General features: G+C 64.9%; 24 protein-coding genes. 16 read left to right on the top strand and 8 right to left on the bottom strand.

What is annotated here, in order from left to right:
- Nucleotides 1-218 precede the first annotated feature (218 nt).
- The gene (gene gudD, locus ACREYQ_RS26500; protein WP_432260947.1) at nucleotides 219-1,577 is read left to right on the top strand and encodes a glucarate dehydratase; all 1,359 of its coding nucleotides are present in this window, start codon (nucleotides 219-221) and stop codon (nucleotides 1,575-1,577) included.
- A gap of 93 nt (nucleotides 1,578-1,670) precedes the next feature.
- Here the strand turns inward: gudD and ACREYQ_RS26495 are convergent, their stop codons facing one another.
- From ACREYQ_RS26495 to ACREYQ_RS26485, 3 genes are all read right to left on the bottom strand, one after another.
- Nucleotides 1,671-1,988: a hypothetical protein gene (locus ACREYQ_RS26495; protein ID WP_432260946.1), complete on the bottom strand. Its 318-nt coding sequence runs from the start codon at nucleotides 1,986-1,988 to the stop codon at nucleotides 1,671-1,673.
- Between the two features lie 202 nt (nucleotides 1,989-2,190).
- Nucleotides 2,191-2,931 carry an SDR family oxidoreductase gene (locus ACREYQ_RS26490; RefSeq protein ID WP_432260945.1) on the bottom strand — a complete coding sequence of 247 codons (741 nt, stop codon included), beginning with the start codon at nucleotides 2,929-2,931 and terminating at the stop codon, nucleotides 2,191-2,193.
- 104 nt (nucleotides 2,932-3,035) lie between these two features.
- Nucleotides 3,036-3,611, bottom strand: a complete 576-nt coding sequence (locus ACREYQ_RS26485; protein WP_432260944.1) for a TetR/AcrR family transcriptional regulator — start codon at nucleotides 3,609-3,611, stop codon at nucleotides 3,036-3,038.
- 88 nt (nucleotides 3,612-3,699) lie between these two features.
- Between ACREYQ_RS26485 and ACREYQ_RS26480 the strand changes: the two genes are divergently transcribed.
- Complete coding sequence (locus ACREYQ_RS26480; RefSeq protein WP_432260943.1) at nucleotides 3,700-4,290, top strand: 2-hydroxychromene-2-carboxylate isomerase; 591 nt, start codon at nucleotides 3,700-3,702, stop codon at nucleotides 4,288-4,290.
- A gap of 53 nt (nucleotides 4,291-4,343) precedes the next feature.
- A complete protein-coding gene (locus tag ACREYQ_RS26475; protein WP_432262664.1) occupies nucleotides 4,344-5,984 on the top strand; it encodes an AMP-binding protein in 1,641 nt (546 codons plus the stop codon).
- Nucleotides 5,985-6,128: 144 nt separating this feature from the next.
- Here ACREYQ_RS26475 and ACREYQ_RS26470 read toward each other — a convergent pair whose 3' ends face one another.
- A complete protein-coding gene (locus ACREYQ_RS26470) occupies nucleotides 6,129-7,139 on the bottom strand; it encodes an AraC family transcriptional regulator (protein ID WP_432260942.1) in 1,011 nt (336 codons plus the stop codon).
- A gap of 165 nt (nucleotides 7,140-7,304) precedes the next feature.
- Here ACREYQ_RS26470 and ACREYQ_RS26465 point away from each other — a divergent pair, with 165 nt between their 5' ends.
- From ACREYQ_RS26465 to ACREYQ_RS26430, 8 genes are all read left to right on the top strand, one after another.
- Nucleotides 7,305-8,240: a 3-keto-5-aminohexanoate cleavage protein gene (locus tag ACREYQ_RS26465; protein WP_432260941.1), complete on the top strand. Its 936-nt coding sequence runs from the start codon at nucleotides 7,305-7,307 to the stop codon at nucleotides 8,238-8,240.
- 102 nt (nucleotides 8,241-8,342) lie between these two features.
- Nucleotides 8,343-9,401, top strand: a complete 1,059-nt coding sequence (locus ACREYQ_RS26460) for a 3-keto-5-aminohexanoate cleavage protein (protein ID WP_432260940.1) — start codon at nucleotides 8,343-8,345, stop codon at nucleotides 9,399-9,401.
- 116 nt (nucleotides 9,402-9,517) lie between these two features.
- Nucleotides 9,518-10,264 carry an SDR family NAD(P)-dependent oxidoreductase gene (locus ACREYQ_RS26455; RefSeq protein WP_432262663.1) on the top strand — a complete coding sequence of 249 codons (747 nt, stop codon included), beginning with the start codon at nucleotides 9,518-9,520 and terminating at the stop codon, nucleotides 10,262-10,264.
- A 66-nt stretch (nucleotides 10,265-10,330) separates the two neighbouring features.
- A complete protein-coding gene (locus ACREYQ_RS26450; protein WP_432260939.1) occupies nucleotides 10,331-11,302 on the top strand; it encodes a quinone oxidoreductase family protein in 972 nt (323 codons plus the stop codon).
- A 61-nt stretch (nucleotides 11,303-11,363) separates the two neighbouring features.
- A complete protein-coding gene (locus ACREYQ_RS26445) occupies nucleotides 11,364-12,344 on the top strand; it encodes a tripartite tricarboxylate transporter substrate binding protein (protein ID WP_432260938.1) in 981 nt (326 codons plus the stop codon).
- Between the two features lie 11 nt (nucleotides 12,345-12,355).
- Nucleotides 12,356-13,204 (top strand): TauD/TfdA dioxygenase family protein, encoded by an 849-nt coding sequence (locus tag ACREYQ_RS26440; RefSeq protein WP_432262662.1) that lies wholly within the window; start codon nucleotides 12,356-12,358, stop codon nucleotides 13,202-13,204.
- A gap of 163 nt (nucleotides 13,205-13,367) precedes the next feature.
- Nucleotides 13,368-14,525, top strand: coding sequence for a porin (locus tag ACREYQ_RS26435; RefSeq protein ID WP_432260937.1), 1,158 nt, complete (start codon nucleotides 13,368-13,370; stop codon nucleotides 14,523-14,525).
- A gap of 83 nt (nucleotides 14,526-14,608) precedes the next feature.
- Nucleotides 14,609-15,178 (top strand): RBBP9/YdeN family alpha/beta hydrolase, encoded by a 570-nt coding sequence (locus ACREYQ_RS26430; protein ID WP_432260936.1) that lies wholly within the window; start codon nucleotides 14,609-14,611, stop codon nucleotides 15,176-15,178.
- Nucleotides 15,179-15,296: 118 nt separating this feature from the next.
- On the opposite strand, the gene pcaD is transcribed toward ACREYQ_RS26430, so the two are convergent.
- From pcaD to ACREYQ_RS26410, 4 genes are all read right to left on the bottom strand, one after another.
- Entirely contained in the window at nucleotides 15,297-16,079 is a 783-nt protein-coding gene (gene pcaD / locus ACREYQ_RS26425; protein ID WP_432260935.1) for a 3-oxoadipate enol-lactonase, read from the bottom strand.
- Nucleotides 16,080-16,092: 13 nt separating this feature from the next.
- Complete coding sequence (catC, locus tag ACREYQ_RS26420) at nucleotides 16,093-16,371, bottom strand: muconolactone Delta-isomerase (protein ID WP_432260934.1); 279 nt, start codon at nucleotides 16,369-16,371, stop codon at nucleotides 16,093-16,095.
- Between the two features lie 45 nt (nucleotides 16,372-16,416).
- The gene (locus tag ACREYQ_RS26415) at nucleotides 16,417-17,562 is read right to left on the bottom strand and encodes a muconate/chloromuconate family cycloisomerase (RefSeq protein WP_432260933.1); all 1,146 of its coding nucleotides are present in this window, start codon (nucleotides 17,560-17,562) and stop codon (nucleotides 16,417-16,419) included.
- Nucleotides 17,563-17,675: 113 nt separating this feature from the next.
- On the bottom strand, nucleotides 17,676-18,593 hold the full coding sequence (locus ACREYQ_RS26410) for a LysR family transcriptional regulator (protein WP_432260932.1): 918 nt from the start codon (nucleotides 18,591-18,593) through the stop codon (nucleotides 17,676-17,678).
- A 146-nt stretch (nucleotides 18,594-18,739) separates the two neighbouring features.
- On the opposite strand from ACREYQ_RS26410, the gene catA reads away from it, so the two are divergent.
- From catA to ACREYQ_RS26385, 5 genes are all read left to right on the top strand, one after another.
- Entirely contained in the window at nucleotides 18,740-19,663 is a 924-nt protein-coding gene (gene catA, locus ACREYQ_RS26405) for a catechol 1,2-dioxygenase (protein ID WP_432260931.1), read from the top strand.
- A 105-nt stretch (nucleotides 19,664-19,768) separates the two neighbouring features.
- Nucleotides 19,769-21,211, top strand: a complete 1,443-nt coding sequence (benA, locus tag ACREYQ_RS26400; RefSeq protein WP_432260930.1) for a benzoate 1,2-dioxygenase large subunit — start codon at nucleotides 19,769-19,771, stop codon at nucleotides 21,209-21,211.
- Nucleotides 21,208-21,723 (top strand): benzoate 1,2-dioxygenase small subunit, encoded by a 516-nt coding sequence (gene benB / locus ACREYQ_RS26395; RefSeq protein WP_432260929.1) that lies wholly within the window; start codon nucleotides 21,208-21,210, stop codon nucleotides 21,721-21,723. The genes benA and benB overlap by 4 nt, the downstream gene beginning before the upstream one ends.
- 21 nt (nucleotides 21,724-21,744) lie before the next feature.
- Complete coding sequence (gene benC, locus ACREYQ_RS26390) at nucleotides 21,745-22,764, top strand: benzoate 1,2-dioxygenase electron transfer component BenC (RefSeq protein WP_432260928.1); 1,020 nt, start codon at nucleotides 21,745-21,747, stop codon at nucleotides 22,762-22,764.
- A gap of 16 nt (nucleotides 22,765-22,780) precedes the next feature.
- Nucleotides 22,781-23,566 carry a 1,6-dihydroxycyclohexa-2,4-diene-1-carboxylate dehydrogenase gene (locus ACREYQ_RS26385; protein ID WP_432260927.1) on the top strand — a complete coding sequence of 262 codons (786 nt, stop codon included), beginning with the start codon at nucleotides 22,781-22,783 and terminating at the stop codon, nucleotides 23,564-23,566.
- Nucleotides 23,567-23,718: the final 152 nt, after the last annotated feature.

The raw sequence follows: 23,718 nt of genomic DNA, 5'->3' as shown, positions 1-23,718 counted from the left end.
CGCGAATGGCTGCGCAAGGCATCGGCCACCATCGGTACGGGCTAACGCGCCGGTTGGTCTTTGTGGCGCTTGACCGGGCCTGAGGCCTCTGACTATACTCGGTCATCGCTTATATGACGACCGATGACGTAGCGTGTTATCGTCCAGGCGTCACTCCGGCCGGCATATCGCTCAGGCCGGTCTTTCGGTACAAATACGACACGTTCTGAGACAGCCCCATGCAAGATTCCCAAACTTCCGCCGCCCAGGTGAATGCCACGCCTGTCGTGACCGAACTCACCGTCATTCCGGTGGCAGGCCATGACAGCATGCTGATGAATCTGTCCGGGGCGCATGGACCCTACTTCACGCGCAATATCGTGATCCTGACGGACAGCGCGGGAAATACCGGTGTAGGCGAGGTGCCCGGAGGCGAAGGTATCCGCCAGACGCTCGACGACGCGAGGCCGCTGGTGGTGGGGCGGTCGGTCGGCAACTACCATGCCGTGCTGAACCAGGTGCGTAACGCATTTGCCGCTCGCGATACGGCCGGCCGCGGCTTGCAGACCTTCGACCTGCGCATCGCGATCCACGCGGTGACGGCGCTCGAGGCCGCGTTGCTCGACCTGCTCGGCAAGCACCTGGGGGTCCCCGTGGCCGCGCTGCTCGGCGAGGGCCAGCAGCGCGACGCCGTGGAGATGCTGGGCTACCTGTTCTTTATCGGCGACCGCCAGCGCACCACGCTGGACTACCGCACCGAGCGCGACGCCGACAACGCCTGGTTCCGCCTGCGCAATGAAGCGGCGATGACGCCCGAGGGGGTAGTGCGCCTGGCCGAAGCCGCCTATGACCGTTACGGCTTCAACGACTTCAAGCTCAAGGGCGGCGTGCTGCGCGGCGACGAAGAGATGGAAGCGATCCTGGCGCTGGCCGAGCGCTTCCCCAGGGCGCGCATCACGCTGGACCCCAACGGCGCCTGGTCGCTGGCCGAGGCCGTGCGCCTGTGCCGCGACCAGCGCGGCGTGCTGGCCTATGCCGAAGACCCGTGCGGCGCCGAGGACGGCTACTCCGGGCGCGAGATCATGGCCGAGTTCCGCACCGCCACCGGCCTGCCCACCGCCACCAACATGATCGCCACCGACTGGCGCCAGATGGGGCACGCGGTACGGCTGCAGTCGGTCGACATCCCGCTGGCCGACCCGCACTTCTGGACCATGCAGGGCTCAGTGCGCGTGGCGCAGATGTGCGCGGATTGGGGCCTGACCTGGGGCTCGCATTCGAACAACCACTTCGATATTTCGCTGGCGATGTTCACGCACGTCGCCGCGGCTGCGCCGGGTCGGGTGACTGCCATCGATACGCACTGGATCTGGCAGGACGGCGAACACCTGACCCGCAACCCGCTGAAGATCGAGGGCGGGCAGGTGCGGGTGCCCGGGACGCCGGGCCTGGGCGTGGAGCTGGACATGGATGCATTGGCGCGCGCGCACGAGCTGTACCTGCGCAAAGGCCTGGGCGCACGCGACGATGCCGTGGCCATGCAGTTCCTGATCCCGGGCTGGAAGTTCAACAACAAGGCGCCCTGCATGGTCAGGTGATGCGGTGCGGCCGGGGTGCGGCAGCCCCGTCGCTGTCTTGGCCGAGAGCGGCTTCGAGATAGTGGCCAACACCCCGCCAGTTCACGCAGTTCGCTAAAAGCCCCGACCGAAGATCTCGGCAGCGTCCGTCATCAGTCTGAGCCCCTGAGCGCGGATTTGCTCCTGCGCGCGCCGGGCACAGACTGATGCATCCAGGTGTGAGGCGAGCCTCCGGGCACCGTGGGAGACGCGCCGGAAAATGAAAGCAATCTCATTCTCGGTGAAGTCGCCGTAGGCAAGGTATGTCTTCAGCATCTTGTCAAGGTATGCATCCCGCTCGGAGCGCTGCAATACCAGCGTGCCTGCCAACAGAGACCGCGAGTGCCACCGCAACCACCGGCGTCTCCAGTGCTTGTAGTTCTCGTTTTCCAATTGACCCTCCATCGCCCCGTGGTGCCTTTCTTTCCGCTGCCCGAAGAAATGCCAGGAGCGGCGGCGGACGGCACGCTATCTGAAAATCATCATAGCGTGATGGAAATAGCAGGGCAATCGGCTTCGCGCTGGAAAAGGTCCCACTGAAGGGGGGAGGGATTGCCGAGGTCACCGTCTGACTGAATACCGCTGCCAGTATCGCTTACCAGCGCTCCATATAGGGGCGCAGGTCGAGCTCGAACGTCCAGGCATCCCGCGGCTGCTGGTGAAGATGCCAGTAGTTTTCGGCGATATGATCCGGATTCAGGATGCCGTCCTGCTCCTTGAGCGCGTAGCGTTCCGGGAACGTATCACGGATGAACGCGGTGTCGATCGCGCCATCCACGACCACATGGGCCACATGGATGTTGTGCGGGCCCAGCTCGCGCGCCATGCTCTGAGCCAGTGCGCGCAAGGCATGCTTGGCGCCGGCGAACGCGGCAAAGCTGGCGGCGCCGCGCAGGCCGGCGGTTGCTCCGGTGAAGAGAATCGTGCCACGGCCGCGGCTCACCATGCGGCGGGCGGCAGCCTGGGCGTTGAGGAAGCCGCTGAAGCAGGCCATTTCCCATATCTTGAAATACTTGCGGGGTGTCTCCTCGAGGATGCTGCACGGAACATTGGCCCCGATATTGAAGACCAGCACCTCGATCGGGCCGTGCTCGGATTCGATCTGTTCAAACAGTGCCGTCACGGCGTCTTCCTTGCGGGCATCGCTGCTGTAGCCGAAGGCCTGGCCGCCATCCGCGCGGATGCTGTCGACCAGCGGTTGCAGCTTGTCGGCCGTGCGGCGCGTGACGCAAGCGATATAGCCTTCCTTCGCGAAGCGCCGCGCGATGGCGGCGCCGGTGGAGTCACCTGCGCCGATTACCAGGGCAACCCTGGGTTGCGATCCAGTGGATGTCATACGTCTCCTCTTTAATTAACGATCGTTTGGTAAACGTACGTTAGGTCAATGGGCGTCATGATGTCAAGCGGAAAGACGAGGGCGCGAGCCCTGGCGACGGCCGCTCAGTCCTTGGCCTCGACTGCGCAGGGGATCGTCTTGCTCAGGAAGCGCCGGCTTGCCGCGAGGATTTCCTTGCGGGCCTTTTCGCTTTCCACGGCGCGTGCCAGCACCAGGGCGCCCACGCATTGCGCGATCAGGGCCCACGCCGCATCCGAGTCGCCGGACCGCGCGCGCCAGCTTTGGTGCGTGCGCTTCAGGCCGCGCTCGACCATCTCGCGCACCTCGGGGCCGGAGCGCGCAATTTCAGCGCCAAGCGTCGGAAGGATGCAGCCCACCTCGGGATTCATCGCGTGGAAGGAGCTCAGGTAGTCCCGAACGCACTTCGCGACATGGTTGTCGGGCGATGCCTCGTCGCCGGCCAGCATGTCGCAACTGTTCTGCATCTCCTGGCCGACGATCGCCGCAAACAGCTCCTGCTTGGATTGAAAGTGGCTGTAGAACGCGCCGCCGGTCAGGCCGATGGATGACATCAGGGCGTCCACCCCGGTCGAGGAAAATCCGCCTTTCTTCGCGATCGCGCTGCTCGCGTCCAGCAGCTTCTTGCGGGTCTCTTCCTTGTGAGTCTTGGTGTAGCGCATGGTGGTAATCACGGCGTTGACATGGCTCTAACCATAGCATATGGTTCGTTAACTAAACGGACGTTTATCAAAGAGAAGGAGACATGTGATGGCAAAGACCGTAGAGTTCTTTTTCGACGTGGGCAGTCCGGCGTCCTATCTGGCGTGGACCCAGCTTCCCGGGCTGTGCGACCAGGCTGGCGCGCGGCTCGTCTACAAGCCGATGCTGCTCGGCGGTGTGTTCCAGGCGACGGGAAATGCCTCTCCCGGGGCCATACCTGCCAAGGGACGCTACGTTTCGCTCGACCTGGCGCGCTTTGCGCGCCGGTATGACGTGCCGTTCCGGCACAACCCGCATTTCCCCATCATGACCCTTCCGTTCATGCGTGGCGCGGTCGCGGCGCAGATGCGGCAGCCCGCGCTGTTCGACACCTACCTGTGCGCCGTCTTCAAGGCGATCTGGGTGGATGGGCTGGACCTGAATGACCAGGCACTCGCCGCGCGCGTGCTGGCTCAGGCTGGATTCGCTCCCGAACTGTTGCAGGCCTGGCTGAACGATCCCGAGGTCAAGGCGGCGCTGAAAGCCAATACCGACGAGGCCGTGCAGCGCGGGGTGTTTGGCGCTCCCACCATGTTTGTCGGTGACGACATGTACTTCGGGCAAGACCGGCTGGACTTCGTGCGCGAAGCCCTTGTCTAGGGCGAGTCCGCAGGCAATCCCCCAGAACATGACAAGGAGACAACGTGAACGCCATGCCTGAAGACCGCCCCTGGTACCGATCCTATCCCGCATACGTTCCCCGCGCCATTGACCCGGACGCGCAGCCCGACCTCGTGGCATGCCTGGCCGACAGCTTCCGTGCCTACGCAGGCCGGACCGTCGCGTCGTGCCAGGGAGAAACACTCAGCTTCGCCGGCCTCGACCGGCAGTCGCGCGCCTTTGCTGCATGGCTGCAGCACCGCGGCTTGCGCCGCGGCGAGCGTGTGGCGGTGATGCTCCCGAACTGCCTGCCATACCTGATCGCGATGGCAGGCATTCTGCGCGCCGGACTGGTTGTCGTGCCGGTCAATCCGCTGTACACGCCGCGGGAGGTCGAGCACCAGTTGCAGGACTCCGGCGCGGCGTGCCTGGTGCTCGCGCAGTCGCTGCTGCCGGCACTGGAGGACCTCCTGACCCGGACCGCGGTACGCCAGGTTGTCCAGAGCGCCGAGCCGCACTGCGCCACGCCTGTTGCGGGCGCAGACCGCGCCGCGCCGGCGGCTCCGGCAGCCCGGTCGTCATTCCTTGCAGCGCTGGACGAAGGGGAGGGGCTGCCCCTCACCCCTGCGCCGGTCGCGCCGGCGGACATGGCCTTCCTGCAGTACACGGGCGGGACGACCGGCGTGGCGAAAGGGGCGATGCTGACGCACCGCAGCGTCTGTGCCAGCCTCGCGCAGTTACGTGCCTGGATGGACCCGGACCTGTCCGGCCCCGGCGTGTCACTGGTCACGCCGCTTCCGCTCTATCACATCTACCCGATGGCCATCGCCTTGCTGTGCATCGCCTGTGGCGTGGAAAACCGGCTGATCCCGAATGCGCGTGACATGGATACAGTCATCGCGGAACTCCGGCGTCGCCCCTTCGAAGTGCTGATAGGCGTGAATACCCTGTTCAACGCCATGGTGGCCCACCCCGAACTGCCGAAGGTAGACTTTTCGCGCACGCGGCTCGTCACCGGCGCCGGCGCATCGGTGCAGAATGCCGTGGCCAGCCGCTGGGCGGCGGCCGGGGCCCCGCCCATCACGGAGGGCTACGGCCTGACCGAGACCTCCCCCAGCGCGACATTCAATCCGCCGGGACGCAATGGCAGCATCGGCATGCCCGTGCCGTCTACCGACGTGCTGGTCGCCGACGACGACGGAAACCCGTTGCCGGCCGGCACGCCTGGCGAATTGCTGATCAAGGGGCCGCAGCTGTTCGCCGGCTACTGGGGCAAGGAGGAGGAGACGCGCAAGGCGTTCAACGCCGACGGCTGGTTCCGCACCGGGGACATCGTGACCATGGACGAGCATGGCCTGATGGCCATCGTCGACCGCAAGAAGGACATGATCCTCGTCTCCGGATTCAACGTCTATCCCAACGAGATCGAGGCCGTGGTGGCGCAATTAGAGGACATCCACGAATGCGCCTGCATCGGCGTGCCCGACGAGCGTTCGGGGGAGGCGCCGCATCTGTTCGTGGTCCCGCGCGGGATGGCGAACGACGATCCGGAGGCGCTGAAGGAGCGGATCCATGCGCATTGCCGGACCCATCTCGCCCGTTACAAGTTGCCGCGCCATATTACGCTCGTGCCTGCCCTGCCGAAATCCGCGGTCGGGAAGGTATTGCGCCGCGAGTTGCCCGGCATGCGGTGAGACGCGCCAACGCGAGTATGGTTGCCAGTGGCGTTTGCGCGGGCCTGGGTGTCGAAGAGCGTTCCCGCAGAGCGCACCGCACGCTGCCTACAGGCATTCGCTGTACCCGTTGCGCTAAGGCGCATACGAGGTGTAGACACGCGCTTACCTTATTCTTGCCGGCCTGGTGCTGCGCCACTGCGTCGGCGTCATACCGAACTGCGCCGCGAACCAACGTACGAACGAGCCATAAGTGGAGTATCCAAGCGATTCGGCAATGCGTCCGAACGAATAGCTTCTATTGTCCATATAGTGGATAACGAGATCGCGCCGCACGCCAGTGACCATGTCTGAGAAGACCTTGCCAGCGCCTTCGAGCTGGCGCTGCAGTGTGCGCACGTTCATCCCCAGGCCCTGAGCAACCTGCTCGATCGTTGCGCGCCCGGCCGGCAGCATCAGGTAGATCGCCTTGCGCACCTCGAGCACAATTGACGGCTCGTTGGCTCCCGGCAGACCTTCAAGCAGGCGTTGTGCATGGCGTGCCATGACAGGGTCGGCAATAGGGTTTGGCAAGTCCAGGTCGGCAGCGCGGCAAATCAGGCCATTGAAAGTGCTTGCGAACTCCAGTTTCCCCCCGAAGATGCGGCGGTGCAGCCGCAGGTCAGGGGGAGCGTCATGGGTGAAACTGACGCCAAGGGGGTGCCAGGACGTGCCCAGCAGCGTGCTGCACAGGCGCGACAGTGAGCCCAGTGCCAGCTCAATTGACTGCATGGACGGCCCGGCGTCATCCGCGACGACGTCCTCCCGCACGATGACCTTCTTGCCGGTCTCCTCAATGCGGATGACCAGGAACTCATTCATCAGGTGCCGGTATTGAATCAAGGTTCCGAGAGCGTCGCGCAGAGTTCTTTGATGCGTGAGCAATACGCTGACGACACCGAGGTCGGACAGTTGCCACAGGTCGGCCATACGCAGCCCGAATGTCGGGCATTGCGTGAGTCGAGCTGACTCTTCCAGCAAGGTAACGGCACCACTTCCGGAAATCCAATGTTCCGGGTCCGCAAGCATCTCGCTGCTCAACCCCAGTTTGCGCAGCAACGGCTGCGGTTCAAGGCCCAATTGCCGCGCCACCTTGAAATAGTTGGTCAGCACGCCAGTACGAATCAGTGTGCCCAATGCTTCTCCTTCAGCCGGTTTGTAACCCGGATCCGCTCGTTCCGGGGAAACCCGGATGTGCCGGCATTCTGTCACGAAATGAGAAATGAATGTCGTGAAATGAGAGACAACAGCCGACCTGGGATTACTAGACTAACTCCGTTAATCGACGACAGACGGAACCCCATGGCAGCCCCTCAGAGCAAGGTCATAGTCACCTGCGCCATAACCGGCGGCATTCATACGCCAACGATGTCCCCCTACCTGCCCATCACGGCAGAAGACATCGCTGGCGAGGCAATCGGTGCGGCCCAGGCCGGCGCCTCGATCGTCCATCTGCACGCGCGCAAGCCTGAGAATGGCCAGCCGTCCCAGGATCCCGCGCTGTTCCGGGAATTCCTCCCGGAGATCGCCGCGGGTACCGACGTCATCATCAACCTGACCACCGGCGGCGCACCCAACATGCTCGTCGAGGAACGACTGCAGCCGGCGCTGCAACTCAAGCCCGAAGTCGCGTCGTTGAACATGGGGTCGATGAACTTTGGGCTGTACCCGATGCTCGGCAGGCACAAAGCGTTCAAGTACGACTGGGAACGTCCTTACCTCGAAGGCTCGGAGGACCGCGTCTTCCGCAACACATTCAAGGAAATTCGCTACATCCTGGAATCGTGCGCCGGCAATGGGACTCGCTTCGAGATCGAATGCTACGACACCAGCCATCTCTACACGGCGGCGCATTTCATCGACCGCGGCATCCTCAAGCCGCCGTTCTTCATACAGTCAGTATTCGGCTTGCTCGGCGGCATCGGCACGCATCCCGATGACGTCATGCATATGCGCCGCACCGCCGAACGGCTGTTTGGCAAGGACTACTACTGGTCCGTGCTGGGTGCGGGCCGCAGTCAGATGCCGATCGCTTCGATGGCGGCTGCGATGGGCGGAAATGTCCGCGTGGGCCTGGAGGATTCGCTTTGGGACGGTCCGGCCCGGCTTTCGAGCAGCAACGCCGACCAAGTCAGGCGCATCGTGGCGGTCCTGAAATCCCTGAATCTGGAGGTGGCCACGCCGGATGAGACGCGCGACATGCTCCAGCTGAAGGGCAAGCATGCTGTTGCATTCTGAGTAGTCCATCGGCGACAAGCCATTTCAGTCAATTGATGCCCGACCCGGCCTCCACAATTCGTTGCGACGCCGATAACCAAAGTCCTTATCAAGGAGAAGGAAATGCAATTCCTGGATGATTCGCTGCACCCGGAGACCATGGACAAGGTGGTAATCACCGTGGCCCCGTACGGCCCGGAGTGGATGCCGGAAGATTTCCCGGAAGACATCCCTGTGACCATGGAAGAGCAAATCCAGAAGGCGGTGGATTGCTATGAAGCGGGCGCCAGCGTGCTGCACCTGCACGTGCGAGAGCCGGATGGCAAGGGCTCCAAGCGCCTGTCCATGTTCAACGAACTGATCGCCGGCGTTCGCAAGGCGGTGCCGGACATGATCATTCAGGTCGGCGGTTCGATTTCCTTTGCACCGGAAGATGAAGGCCAGGCTGCCAAATGGCTGTCAGACGATACCCGTCACGCACTGGCCGACCTCGACCCCAAGCCGGATCAGGTGACGGTGGCGCTCAACACCATCCAGATGAACATCATGGAGTTGATCTATCCGGAGTTCTATGAAGGCACGTCCCTCGCCAATCCGGTTACGTACGACGCCTACCGGGAAATGATCGTTCCGGCCGGCCCGACCTGGGCGGAAGAGCACTTGCGCCGCCTGCAGGAAGCCGGCATCCAGCCGCACTTTCAGTTGGTTGGCATGCATGCGCTCGAAACGCTGGACCGCATGGTGCGCAGGGGCCTCTATAAAGGCCCGCTGAACCTGACCTGCATCGGCATCGGTGGCGGCCACCATGGACCGCATCCGTACAACCTGTTCGACTTCATCCAGCGTGCGCCGGATGGCTGCACCATCACCGCGGAGTCGCTGTTCAAGAACGTACTTCCGTGGAACACGATGGCGCTGGCAATGGGCATGCATGTGCGCTGCGGCATTGAGGACACCCTCATCGATCAGCATGGCAAGCGCTTTACCTCCGTGCAGCAGGTTCAGCAGCTCGTGCGAATCGCCAGGGAGTTGGGCCGCGAGATCGCCGATGGCAAGGAAGCGCGGGAAATCTACCGTATCGGCACCTGGTACGACGATGTCGATGACGCCCTGGCCGCCAACGGCATGACCCCGAACCGCAAGCCTGGTGTCAAGAACGTGCCGCTGCGCCGCGTAGCCTGAGCCGGCTACGGCACAGGCAAAGAATCGATCCAGTTGATGTGTGCGTCCCAGCCTGAATTGCTGCAACTGGATCGCTTGGTTTTGCCCTGATTCAAATAAGGAGTGTGATGACTCAGATGACTCATACCGTCGTTCTTGTTACGGGAGCCACGTCTGGAATTGGCCGCGCAACTGCGCTGGCATTTGGCCGTGATGGGGCACATCTGGTTTGCTCCGGCCGCAATGCCGCTGCAGGCGCTGCACTGGTGTCTCAACTCCGGGAACTGGGTACTGAGGCCGAGTTCGTGGCCGCTGACGTAAGTGATGAGGAGCAGGTCCGCCAGCTCGTCGAGCATACCGTCACGCGCTTTGGACGGCTCGATGTCGCGGTGAACAGTGCAGGGACTGAAGGCACGCCAGGGTCGATCGTTGACCAGACCGTTGAATCCTATGCAGCGACCTTCGACGCCAATGTTCTTGGGACGTTCCTTAGCATGAAGCACGAGCTGCGCGTCATGCTGGAACGGAAGGAGGGCGTTGTCATCAACGTCTCCTCCACCATGGGAAGCCGCGGCAACGCACAGAATCCAATGTATGTGGCCAGCAAGCACGCGATCGAGGGCTTGACCAAGGCTGCGGCACTCGAGGCTGCCAGATCGAATGTCCGAGTGAATGCGGTTGCGCCTGGCCCTATCGAGACCGGGATGCTGGACCGCATTGCGGGAGGTGCCGAGAACGTTGCGGCAGTTGCCGCGACTATCCCGGCGGGTCGCATAGGGACCCCGGAGGAGGTCGCCGACGCCATTGTGTTCATGGCGTCCGCCCGGTCCAGGTACATAACGGGTCAGATTCTCGGAGTCAATGGCGGCAAGACGGCGATGTAGTCGCCGACACGCCGGGCCCGCAAGTGCGCTCAGACGCAATGAATAAGGTGTTTCAGGAGACAAGTCATGGCAAAAGCAATTCGGTTTTACGAGACGGGCAGCGCTGATGTCCTCAAGCTCGAGTCCGTGGAGGTGGGTGATCCCGGCCCGGGCCAGGCTCGCGTGCGGCACACCTATATCGCAGTCAACTTCATCGACATCTATTTTCGGACCGGCCACTATCCCCTGGAACTGCCTAACGGCCTCGGCTCCGACGCCGTTGGCGTCGTCGAGGCGGTGGGTCCCGGCGTGACGGACATCCGCGCGGGTGATCGCGTCGGCTACCTGCTCGGCCCGCAGGGCGCCTATTCGGATGTGCGGGTCATGCCTGCCGAGGTGCTGATTCCGCTGCCGGATGGCGTCTCCGACCGCACCGCGTCCACGCTCATCATGAAGGGGATGACGGCGCAATACCTGTTCTGCCAGGTCTACCCGCTCAAGGGCGGCGAGACCATCCTCTATCACGCCGCAGCCGGCGGCGTGGGCCTGATCGCCTGCCAGTGGGCGCGCGCGCTCGGCGTGAACATGATCGGGACGGTCAGCACCGACGAGAAGGCGGAGTTGGCCAGGGCCAACGGCTGCTCGCACGTCATCGTCACCTCGCGCGAGAACATCGTCGACCGCGTGATGGAAATCACCGATGGCAAGAAGGTACAGGTGGTGTTCGATTCTGTCGGCAAGTCGACGCTGGACGCCTCGCTGTCCTGCCTGCAGGTGCGCGGCACCCTGGTCAGCAACGGCACGACTTCGGGTCCGGTCGAGATCGACAGCCGCACGCTCGCGGCGAAGGGATCGCTCTGGGTCACGCGTCCGGCCATGGTGCACTACGCCACGCCGCGCTCGCACATGCTCGCCATGGCCAAGGAGGTGTTCGACATGGTGATGGCCGGAAAGATCACCAGCGAGCCGAAGCAGTCGTTCGCGCTGGCAGACGCCGCGCAGGCCCATCGCGCCCTGGAGAACAGGCAGACAAGCGGCGCAACGGTACTGGTGCCCTAAGGCGGCTGCTTCCGGCAAGGCAAGTGCACATTTGCCGGAAGTTCCAAAACGGAGACTACAGATGTTGAATCGACCTGCCTTCCTGCGCGTGCGCCGCGTCGTCGCCGCGACGATCCTGGCGCTTGCCATGCCTGCCGCCATGGCGTGGACCAACAAACCGGTACGGGTGCTGGTGCCCGCGCCTGCCGGCGGCACGATGGATGTGATGGCCCGCATGCTGTCCGAACAACTCACGGCGGACCTGGGGCAGCCGGTGATCGTCGACAACAAGCCGGGAGCCGGCGGCGCCATCGCGATTGGCGCAATGCTGGCGGCGCCGCCCGATGGGCACACTATCCTGGTGTCGGCGACCAACGTGTTAGCGGAGATCCCGCACGTGATGAAGGTGCCCTACGATCCGATGAAGGACCTGAAGCCGGTCGCAGCCGTGGCCAGATCGACGCTGCTGCTCGTCGGTGCGCCCAGCCTGCCGGCGAAGGACCTGCCGGGGCTGATCGGCTATGTGAAGGCCCATCCGGGCACCCTGAGCTTTGCGACCTATGGCCCGGGCACGGCTTCGCAGTATGCCGGCATGATCATGAACCGGAAGGCCGGCATGGACCTCCAGAACGTTCCGTTCCCGGGATCGCCGCCGGCCTTGACGCAGGTGATGGGCGGGCAGATCGCCGTGATGTATGACGGCATGGTGACCTCGCTGCCTTATCTCAAGGCTGGCAAGCTGCAAGCCTATGCCGTCGCCGCGAAGCAGCGGTCACCGATGCTCCCGCAAGTGCCGACGTTCGCCGAACTCGGTTATCCGGAAGTTGACTTCAGCAACTGGACCGGCGTGTTCGTGTCGTCCAGGCTGCCGGCAGACCTGACCGAGAAGATCCATGCCGCAGTCTACAAGGCAGCCGCCAGGGCCAGCGTGCAGGAACGGATTGCCGTACTCGGGTTCGAGCCGTTGGAGCCGCAGGGCCTTCCCCGGCTCAGCCACGACTTGCGCGCCGATTTCGATCGGAATGCCGCCATCGTGAAGACCTTCAAGATCCATCCGGAATGACGCCATCGACCATGCGAGTTGAACAGCTTACCTGTGCAATCGGCGCAGAACTCATCGGAGTCAGCCTGGCCGATGCGATCCATGATGACGGCTTGTTCGCCGGCATCCGCGAAGCGCTGCTCAGGCACCGCGTCCTGTTCCTGCGCGACCAGGACATTACGGCTGCCCAGCATGTGGCGTTTGCGCGGCGCTTCGGCGATCTGGAGGATCACCCCGTGACGGGCAGCGACCCGGAGAACCCGGGGCTGGTGCAGATCTACAAGACCCCCGCCAACCCGCCGGATCGTTATGAGAACGCCTGGCACACGGACGCGACCTGGCGCGAAGCACCGCCGCTTGGCGCCGTCCTGCGGTGCCGGGAATGCCCGTCCGTCGGGGGCGACACCATGTGGGCCAACATGGTGCTTGCGTACGAAAACCTGCCGGCCCACGTCAAGGCGCAGATCGCCGACCTTCGCGCGCGTCACAGCATCGAGGCGAGCTTTGGCGCCGCCATGCCGATCGAGCGGCGCCTGGCGCTGAGGAGTCAGTTCCCTGACGCCGAGCACCCGGTGGTGCGGACCCACCCGGAGACTGGCGAGAAGGTGCTGTTCGTCAACGGCTTTACCACTCACTTCAGCAATTTCCACACGCCGGCGCGCGTGCGCTTCGGGCAGGACAACAACCCCGGGGCGGGGGACCTGCTGCGTTACCTGGTCACTCAGGCCTGCATTCCCGAGTATCAGGTCCGCTGGCGCTGGAAGAAGAACAGCGTGGCCATCTGGGACAACCGGTCGACCCAGCATTACGCCGTCATGGACTATCCGCCGTGCCACCGCAGGATGGACCGCGCAACGATCATCGGAGACCGTCCTTTCTGATCAGGTCGGGCCGGCTCGCGCACCAGGAGGGCCGGGCTGGTGATCGTTGAACAAAGGGGCGGATTCTCCGCCCCTGTAGTAACCGCGCCAAGCGCCGGAAGTCGTAGTGACTGAACCTGAAAACAATCAAATGAGCACGTTGAACCATGGAGGATGGGAGTAGATGAAAAGAGCAATTCTTGCCGTGGCCGCCGCGATGGCATGCGGTGCAGCCCAGGCGCAGTCCAGCGTGACGCTGTACGGCGTGGCCGACGTCAACGTCGAATACGTCAACAAGGTCGGCGTCGTGCCGTCGGCGGCCAACGGCTTCAATCCCGGCACGGGCCATCCGGTGGTCCGTGAGAGCTCCGGCGGCTACTCCGGCTCGCGCTGGGGCCTGCGCGGCACGGAAGACCTCGGTGGCGGGCTGAAGTCCATCTTCGTGCTGGAAAATGGCTTCAACGCCGATACCGGCACCCTGCAGCAGGGCGGACGCATGTTCGGCCGCCAGGCATTTGCCGGCCTCAAGTCGAGCTACGGGCAGGTCACCTTCGGCCGCCAGTACACGTCACTGTTCGTGTCGATGGCCAACTTCGTGCCGGCCCGCTTCGCCACGCAGTATGAACCGGCGGGCGTCATCGCCGGCGCGAACTTCCGCGAGGACAACGTGGCGCAGTACACCGGCACGTTCGGTCCCGTGACCGCGATGGCGCACTGGTCGTTCGGCGTCGGCACGACGCTGCCGCAGGTCAATCCCGGTATTCCGACATTCGGCGGCAACGGCGAAGTGCCGGGCCAGTTCCGCCGCGATTCGGCCTACGGTGCCGGCGTGACCTACATGAGTGGCCCGCTCGGCCTGGGCCTTGCCTATGACCAGTGGAACCCGACGATCGGCACGAGCAACGGCACCTTGAAGAAGGTGGCCGTGATGGCCAGCTATTCGATTGGCGCGGGCAAGGTGATGGGCGGCTACCGCTGGGGGCAGAACAAGGACCAGACGGGCAGGGAGTTTCTGCGCGACGACTTCTACTGGATCGGTGGCCAGTACCGCGTGTCGCAGGCGCTGGACTTCACGCTGGAGTATGACTACCAGAACCTGAAGAACGTCGGCGGCAACACGCACGCGGCCAATCCGTGGCAGATCGCTCTGATCACGGACTACTCGCTCTCGAAGCGGACCGACGTGTACCTGACCACGGCGTATACCCGCAACGCCGGCCTGACCATGGACTCGGCGGCGAGCGGCTTTGCCACCAGCCTGGCGCTGGGCAATAGTTACTCGCTGTCCAGTGGGCAGAAGTCGATGTTCGGTGCGGCCGTGGGCATCCGGCATACCTTCTGACGACCCGCGCGGTGGCGGTGCCGCGGGCGGGTAGCATTCTGCGCCCACGGCACTCCGCCTCTCAACCGAAGAAATCGAATTCCATGACTTCTACCAGGCTGCCGACGGTCGTGATTGTTCCCGGTCTTCGCGACCACATGCCGGAGCACTGGCAAACGCTGCTCGCCGAGCAACTGCAAGCGCAGGGAAGGGCGGTGCGGATCGTGCCGCAGATCGACCACGACAAGGCGCTGCGCAGCGCCAGGGTGGCGAACCTCGAGCGCGTCGTCAGCAGCATCGAAGGGCCGATCGTCCTGGTGGCCCATAGCATGGGGTGCTGCATCACAGTTCACTGGGCGCAGCAGACGACGCGCGAGGTCCAGGGCGCATTGCTTGCCGCCCCCGCCGACCTCGACACGCCCCTGCCCGCCGGCTACTCCGATCCGCAGATCCTGGCTGCCGGCGGCTGGACACCGCTGCCGAGGGCGCGCCTGCCGTTCCCGAGCATCGTGGTCGGCAGCCGTAACGACCCGATCGGAGGATTCGATCAGATCCACGCCCTTGCGCAGGCCTGGGGCAGCCGCTTCGTCGACGGTGGCGACATCGGCCACCTCTCGCCGCCCGACGGATATGGCAACTGGCCGAGGGCTGTGGAGTTGGTCCGCGAGCTGTGAAATTCACCCTTCATTTCGTCTTTGCCCGGGTGCCCCTTTTTGCGCGGCAGCGATCCGGTGATGGCGAGGGCGACGATGCTGGGCTGGGTCATGTCGGCTCCCGAAGTGGTGCAGGACGTCACGCCTGTGACAGGAAGCGGATCACCGCGTGCGAAAACGCCTCGGGCAACTCCCAGCTGGACAAGTGCGCGGCGTTGAGCGCGAGGTATTCGGCGTCGGCAATGCCTTGCGCCAGCTCGCGGCCCTGTTCCGGCGTGGTGGCGGCATCCTGCGCGCCCGCGATCACCAGCACGCGCGAACGGATGCCTGGCAGCAGGCCGCGCAGGTCGGCATCGCGCACTGCGGCGCAGTTGGCGATATAGCCGTCGGCATCCGTGGTTGCGAGCATGTCGAGGACGGGCGCCGTCTGCACCGGATCGCCTGCCAGCGCGGCCGGCGTGAACCAGCGGGCCAGCACGCCCTCGGCAATCGCCGCCATGCCCTCGCTGCGGACGCGCTCGATGCGTGTGTCCCAGCCGGAAGCCGGGCCGATCAGCGCCGCGGTATTGGCCAGCACGAAGCGGCCAAAGCGTGCGGGATGATGGCGTGCCAGCCAGATGCCGGTCATGCCGCCCATCGACAGGCCGCAGAAGTGGGCCTGCCCGACGCCGGCGTGGTCCATCACCGCCAGCACATCGGCACCCAGCTCGGCCATGCCGAACGGCACGGTCGGCACGCCGGAGGCGCCGTGGCCGCGCGTGTCGTAGCGCAGCACGCGAAAGCGCTCCAGCAGCGCCGGCATCTGCGGGTCCCACATCGACAGGGTGGTGCCAAGCGAGTTGGACATAACCAGCACCGGCGCTCCGGCCGTACCCTGGAGTTCATAGTGAAGGCGAAGCCCGTCGCGGGTGGCAAAGCGCATGACGCAGCCTCTCTCAGCGGATCGACGAAGGATGCGGCGCCAGCGGCGTGACGGCGATCTTCATGTAGGGGAACAGCGGTAGCCCCGACAGCAGCGTGTGCAGCGCCTCATTGGACTCGACGTCGAAGACGCTGAAATTGGCATACTCGCCGACCACGCGATAGAGCTGCTGCCACTTGCCCTGGCGCTGCAGGTCTTGCGCATAGGCCTTCTCGCGGGCCTTGATGTCCTCTGCTTGCGCGGCGGGCATGTCGTGCGGCAGGCTTACGTCCATTCGTACCAGATACAGCATTGCTATCTCCTCGCTTGGATTCTGATGGGGTCTGATTGCAGGGAATCAGGCGCGGTCGCGCCGATAGTGGGCGAGCTTGTCCTCGTCCAGCGCCATGCCCAGGCCGGGACCCTGCGGCAGTTGCAAGGCGAAGTCGCGGTAGACGGGGCGCTCGGCCACGATGTCGTCCTTCAGCAGCAGCGGGCCGAACAGCTCGGTGCCCCACGCCAGTTGCGGCAGGGTCGCAAAGCCGTGGGCGGCGGCAATGGTGCCGATGCTGCCTTCGAGCATGGTGCCGCCATACAGCGCTATGCCGGCCGCATCGCCCACCGCGGCCGTGCGCAGCATGCCGAAAATGCCGCCCGACTTCGCGATCTTCAGTGCGAACACGTCGGCGCCGCCGATGCGGGCCAGTTCCATTGCGTCCTCGGGCCCGCACACGGCTTCGTCGGCCATGATGGGCACCACGAAACGCGCCGCCAGACGCGCCAGTGCGGCGCGTTGTTCGCGCGGCGTGGGTTGCTCGATCAGATCGATGCCGGCGGCTTCCAGCATGGCGATGCCGGTGGCGGCATCCGCTTCATTCCAGGCCTGGTTGACGTCCACTGTGACCCGCGCCCGCTCGCCCAGCGCGCGCTTGATCGCGCTGACATGCGCCACGTCCTCGCGCACGCTGCGCCGGCCGATCTTGAGCTTGAAGGTGTCGTGGCGGCGCGCGGCCAACAGACGCTCGGCCTCGTCGATGTCGCGGGCGGTGTCGCCGCTGGCCAGCGTCCACAGCACCGGCAGGGTGTCGCGCACGGCGCCGCCCAGCAGCGTCGACAGCGGCACGCCGAGACGCTTGCCCTGCGCGTCGAGCAGCGCGGTTTCCAGCGCCGACTTGGCGAAGCGGTTGCCGCGCGCCACCTTGTTCAGGCGCGCCATGGCGGCGTGCACGTTGGCGGCGTCCTGCGCCAGCAGCGCCGGGGCGAGGTAAGTGTCGATGGTCAGCTTGATGCCCTCGGGGCTCTCGTCGCCATACGACAATCCGCCGATGGTGGTGGCCTCGCCGAGGCCCTCCACGCCGTCGGCGCAGCGCAGGCGGACGATCACCAGGGTCTGCCGCTGCATGGTCGCCATCGCGAGCTGGTGCGGCCGGATGGTCGGCAGGTCGACCAGGATGGCCTCGATCGACTCGATGGCCGTGGAGCTGGATTGCGTTGCCACTTTCATACCTTCCTGATGCAGTTCAATGTTGCATCGGAGTATGGAGGGCGATTTTCTGGGTGTCCAAGACCGTTGGCGTCTGATTCCATACTCTCCAGGTATGGGCCGCCGGTTGCGCCTTATTCCTTCGGCGGCGGCAGGTAGGCCATGCCCTCGTCCTCGTAGAGCTGGTAGATCATGTCCCGCAGCGAGCGCAGGTCGGCCGACTCGTCCAGCATGCGCGTGCTCATGATGATGGGCGACACCAGCTTGGGATCGTCCAGTTCCTTGTAGGTCACGTCGCCCCGCTTGAGCCCGTAGACGCTGCTGGGCACCACCGAGACGCCTTCGCCCATCGCCACCAGCCCGAGCGCGATCTGCAGCTCGCGCACCTCGTGCAGGCGGCGCGGCTTCAGGGCGCGGTCGTGGAAGGCGGCCAGCACCTGGTCGGCAAAGCTAGGGCGCGGCGCCTTGGGGAAGATGATGAGCGGCTCGCCCACCAGGTCATGCAGCGCTAGCTCGGGCTTGGCGTCAGCCAGCGGATGACCGACCGGCAGTGCCACGATCATGCGCTCCTCGCGCAGCACCACGCGCCGCACGGAAGGGTCCTCGTGCCGGATGCGCCCGAAGCCCACGTCGATGCGCCCCTCCTTGAGCGCCTTGATCTGGTCCATGGTCGACATCTCGTGCAGGCTCAGTTCGAGATCGGCGTGCATCTGCCGGAAGCGCCGGATGATCCGCGGCAGCATCCCGTACAGCGTGGAGCCGACAAAGCCGACCGACATCTTGTGCTCGATCTTGCCGACCCGCTTGGTCATCGCCTGCAGTTCGGCCGTCTGGGCCAGCAGTTGCAGCGCGTGGGTATAGAAGAAGCGCCCGGTGTCGGTCAGTTTCAGCGGGCGCGAGTGGCGTTCAAAGAGTTGCACACCCAGGTCGTCCTCCAGTTGCTGGATCTGGCGCGACAGCGGCGGCTGTGCGATATGCAGCCGCTCGGCCGCCCGGGTGAAGTTGCGTTCCTCTGCCACGGCCACGAAGTAACGCAGGTGCCGCAATTCCACGTCTATACCTCCTGAGTATCAAGCAGATACTAAATCAGTGTTGGACTACCAAAACTGCCGTTGACTATGCTTCATCCGTACCCGGAAGACAAGCTTGATACCTGAAAGGCATGGACCGGGACCCAACCACAATGATGGAGACCCTCATGACTCATTCGGAAATCGACGCCCTGGTCAATAGCTTTATTGTCGCCACGGGCACGCAAGGCAACCCCGACCCGCGCGTGCAGCAGGTAGTCGTGCGCCTGACCGCGGACCTGTTCAAGGCGATCGAGGACCTCGACCTGAGCGCCAGCGAAGTCTGGAAGGGCATCGAGTACTTCGCCGAGGCGGGCGCCACCCAGGAGCTGGGCCTGCTCGCCGCCGGCCTGGGGCTGGAACGCTTCCTTGACGTCCGCGCCGACGAGGCCGAAGCCCGCGCCGGCCTGACCGGCGGCACGCCGCGCACCATCGAAGGGCCGCTCTACGTGGCCGGCGCCCCGGAAAGCACCGGCTTCGCCCGCCTTGACGACGGCAGCGACGATGGCAAGGGCGAGGTCCTGTTCATGCAGGGCACGGTATACGGCGCCGACGGCAAGCCGCTGCCCGGCGCCAAAGTCGAGGTGTGGCACGCCAACCTGATGGGCAACTACTCGTTCTTCGACAAGACCCAGTCGCACTTCAACCTGCGCCGCACTATCGTCACTGACGCCAGCGGCCGCTACCAGTTTCGCAGCAATGTGCCGAACGGCTACGGCTGCCCGCCGCAAGGCACCACCCAGCGCCTGCTGGACCAGCTCGCGCGCCACGGCCGGCGCCCGGCCCACATCCACTTCTTCGTGTCGGCGCACGGCCATCGCAAGCTGACCACGCAGATCAACATCGACGGCGACGAATACCTGTGGGATGACTTCGCCTTCGCCAGCCGCGAGGGGCTGGTGCCGGCGGTGACCCGCGTCACCGACGCGGCCGCGCTCGACAAGCATGGCGTGGACAAGCCGTTCGCCTCGATCGACTTCGACTTCCGGCTGCTGCCGGTGCAGGCCGGCGCCCCCGCCGCCGAGGTGGAGCGCCAGCGCGCCGCCGCCTGATTTTCCGCAATGCCGCCCGCTGAGCGGGCCGGCAGACCCAGTCCGGGCGGCAGCGCCATCCGCAGCGCCGCCCCGGCGACAAGACACCGGCAGGAGACAACTCCCATGATCCCCATCTATCCGGAGGGCACGGCCCCCGTTCGCCCCGGCGCCAGTCGCCTCGACCTGGATGCCTTCCTGGTGGAAGACAAGGCAAGCGGCGACTACCGGCTGCACCGCGCGGCCTTCACCGACGAAGACCTGTTCGAACTCGAGATGAAGCACATCTTCGAGGGCAACTGGATCTACCTGGCGCATGAAAGCCAGATCCCGAACAACAACGATTACTACACCACGCATATCGGCCGCCAGCCGGTGGTGATCGCGCGCAATCGCCAGGGCGAGCTGAACGCCTTCATCAACGCCTGCAGCCACCGCGGCGCCATGCTGTGCCGCCACAAGCGCGGCAACAAGGCCACCTACACCTGCCCGTTCCACGGCTGGACCTTCAACAACAGCGGCAAGCTGCTGAAGGTGAAGGACCCCGAGAACGCCGGCTACCCTGACTGCTTCAACAAGGAAGGCTCGCACGACCTGAAGAAGGTGGCGCGCTTCGAGAACTACCGCGGCTTCCTGTTCGGCAGCCTGAACGCCGACGTGCCGCCGCTGCAGGACTTCCTCGGCGAAGCGGCGCGCATCATCGACATGATCGTCGACCAGTCGGCAGACGGGCTCGAGGTGCTGCGCGGCTCGTCCACCTATACCTTCGAAGGCAACTGGAAGCTGCAGGCCGAGAATGGCGCCGACGGCTATCACGTGTCGGCGGTGCACTGGAACTACGCCGCAACCACCGGCCACCGCAAGCAGAAGAATGCGCAGGAAGACAAGATCCGCGCCATGGACGCCGGCAAGTGGGGCCAGCAGGGTGGCGGCTTCTACGCCTTCGAGCATGGCCACATGCTGCTGTGGTCGCGCTGGGCCAACCCGGAGGACCGCCCCAACTTCAGCCGCCGCGAGGAATTCGCCGGGCGCTGCGGCGCGGAAACCGCCGACTGGATGATCCAGAACTCGCGCAACCTGTGCCTCTACCCCAACGTCTACCTGATGGACCAGTTCGGCTCGCAGATCCGCCTGCTGCGTCCGCTGGCCGTCGACAAGACCGAGGTCACCATCTACTGCATCGCGCCCAAGGGCGAATCCGACGAGGCGCGTGCGCGCCGCATCCGCCAGTACGAGGACTTCTTCAACGTCAGCGGCATGGCCACGCCGGACGATCTTGAGGAATTCCGCGCCTGCCAGCAGGGCTACGCCGGGCAGGCGCTGGCCTGGAACGACATGTGCCGCGGCGCGAAGCACTGGATCGAAGGTGCCGACGAGGCTGCGCAACGCATCGGACTCAAGCCGGTGATGAGCGGCGTGCGCACCGAGGACGAGGGCCTCTACACGGTGCAGCACCGCTACTGGCTGGACGTGATGAAGAGGGCTGTGGCAGAGGAAATGGCCGAAGCCGCGAATGAAGCCACCGACGCCACCGACGCCACCAACGCCACCGCAGGGAGTGCAGCATGAGCACCGCCGAGATCACCCTCGACAAACCGGTCGACCTGGCCGCCATCCAGTCCTTCCTGTACCGCGAGGCACGGCTGCTGGATGACGAAGAGTGGGACGCGTGGCTTGAGTGCTACCACCCCGACGCAAAATTCTGGATGCCCTGCTGGGATGACGACGGCAAGCTGATCAACGACCCGCAGCGCGAGATCTCGCTGATCTATTACCCGACCCGCCAGGGCCTGGAGGATCGTGTGTTCCGCATCAAGACCGAGCGCTCCAGCGCCACCATTCCGGACACGCGCACCAGCCACAACCTGAGCAACGTGGAAGTGCTCGGGGTGGAGGGAGACACCTGCACCGTGCGTTTCAACTGGCACACGCTCAGCCATCGTTACCAGACCACCTGCAGCTACTTCGGCATGTCGCGCTACACGCTCGACCTCGCCGGCGCGCGGCCGCGCATCCTGGACAAGTATGTCGTGCTCAAGAACGACTACATCAACCAGGTCATCGACATCTATCACATCTGATCCAGGCTGGAGGAACGCGCCATGGAACACACCATTGCCCTGCAATTCGAGGACGGCGTCACCCGCTTCATCACTTGCGGCGAGAACGAGACCCTGTCCGACGCCGCCTACCGGCAGCAGATCAATATCCCGCTGGACTGCCGCGACGGCGCCTGCGGCACCTGCCGCGGGCTGTGCGAGTCGGGCAGCTATGACCTGCCGGCGTCGAGCTATATCGAGGATGCGCTCACCGCAGAGGAAGCTGCCAACGGATACGTGCTGGCCTGCCAGACCCGCCCGCGTTCGGACTGCGTGATCCGCGTGCCCGCCTCGTCGGCCGCATGCAAGACTGGCGCCACCACCTACCAGGGGACGCTGGCCGAGCTGGAACAGCTCTCCGATTCGACCATCGGCTTCGCCGTCGACCTGGATGATGCCGCCGCCCTGGACTTCCTGCCCGGCCAGTATGTCAATGTCGAGATCCCGGGCACCAGCCAGACGCGCTCCTACTCCTTCAGCTCCGCGCCCGGCAGCACGCGCGCCGGCTTCGTGGTGCGCAACGTGCCGCAAGGGCAGATGAGCGCCTGGCTGACCAGCCAGGCCAGATCCGGCGAGCGCGTGGCGTTCTCGGGGCCCCACGGCAGCTTCTACCTGCGCGAGGTGGCGCGGCCAGTGCTGTTCCTGGCCGGCGGCACCGGCATCGCCCCCTTTCTGTCGATGCTCGATGTGCTGGCCGCCAGCGGCTGCGCGCAGCCGGTGCGCATGGTCTACGGGGTCACGAACGACATCGACCTGGTGGCACTGTCGCGCATCGATGCAGCCCAGGGTGCCTTGCCTGGCTTCGAATACCGCACCTGCGTCGCTGACGCGGCCAGCAACCACGCCCGCAAGGGCTATGTCACCGCCCATGTGGAGCCGGAATGGCTCAACGGCGGCGATGTCGACATCTACCTGTGCGGCCCGGTCGCGATGGTGGAGGCCGTGCGCGGCTGGCTGCAGCAGAGTGGCATCACGCCCGCCGGCTTCTACTACGAGAAGTTCTCGGCCAGCAACGCGGCCTGACCAGGAGAGCGAAAACATGAGAGCCCCCGCACGCTTTGCCGGAAAAGTGATGATCGTGACCGGCGCCGCGCAAGGCATCGGCCGCGGCGTCGCGCTGGCCGCCGCCGCCGAGGGCGCGTCGGTGGCCCTGGTTGACCGCTCGGCGCTGGTCGATGAAGTCGCGGCCGAGATTGCCGCCGCCGGTGGCAAGGCCATCGCCGTGCACGCCGACCTGGAGACCTATGCCGGCGCCACGCAAATGGCGCAGGCCACGCAAGCCGCCTTCGGCCGCATCGACATCCTTGTCAACAACGTCGGCGGCACGATCTGGGCCAAGCCCTTCCAGGCCTATGAAGAGGACCAGATCGAGGCCGAGATCCGGCGCTCGCTGTTCCCCACGCTGTGGTGCTGCCGCGCGGTGCTGCCCGGCATGGTCGTGCGCCGCCAGGGCGTCATCGTCAACGTTTCGTCGATTGCCACGCGCAGCATTCACCGCGTGCCCTACGCGGCGGCCAAGGGCGGCGTCAACGCACTGACGGCCAGTCTTGCCTTCGAGCATGCGCACGAAGGCGTGCGCATCAACGCCGTGGCCACCGGCGGCACCGAGGCACCGCCGCGCAGGATTGCGCGCAACACGGCAGCGCAGAGCGAGCAGGAGGCCATCTGGTACCAGGCCATCGTCGACCAGACCATGGCTTCCAGCCTGATGCACCGCTATGGCACGATCGATGAGCAGGTCCATGCCATCTTGTTCCTGGCTTCGGACGAGGCTTCGTACATAACCGGCACGGTCCTGCCGGTCGGCGGCGGGGATCAGGGCTGACGGCACGGTGCCGGCACACTCACAAAGGCGCCGATGTATTTCCCATCCAATGCGTGAAATTCTTTAATCGTATTGTCACTATCATCGCCAATGAACAACGTTTCTTGATTTCGAGCGTGCGCTGGCGGCGCTTGCCGCTAACAAAAAGTATT

The sequence above is a fragment of the Cupriavidus sp. TMH.W2 genome (genome assembly GCF_050847365.1).
Taxonomy (GTDB): domain Bacteria; phylum Pseudomonadota; class Gammaproteobacteria; order Burkholderiales; family Burkholderiaceae; genus Cupriavidus.
The sequence above is the reverse complement of the archived record's forward strand: the minus strand, read 5'-3'. Positions and strand labels throughout refer to the sequence as shown.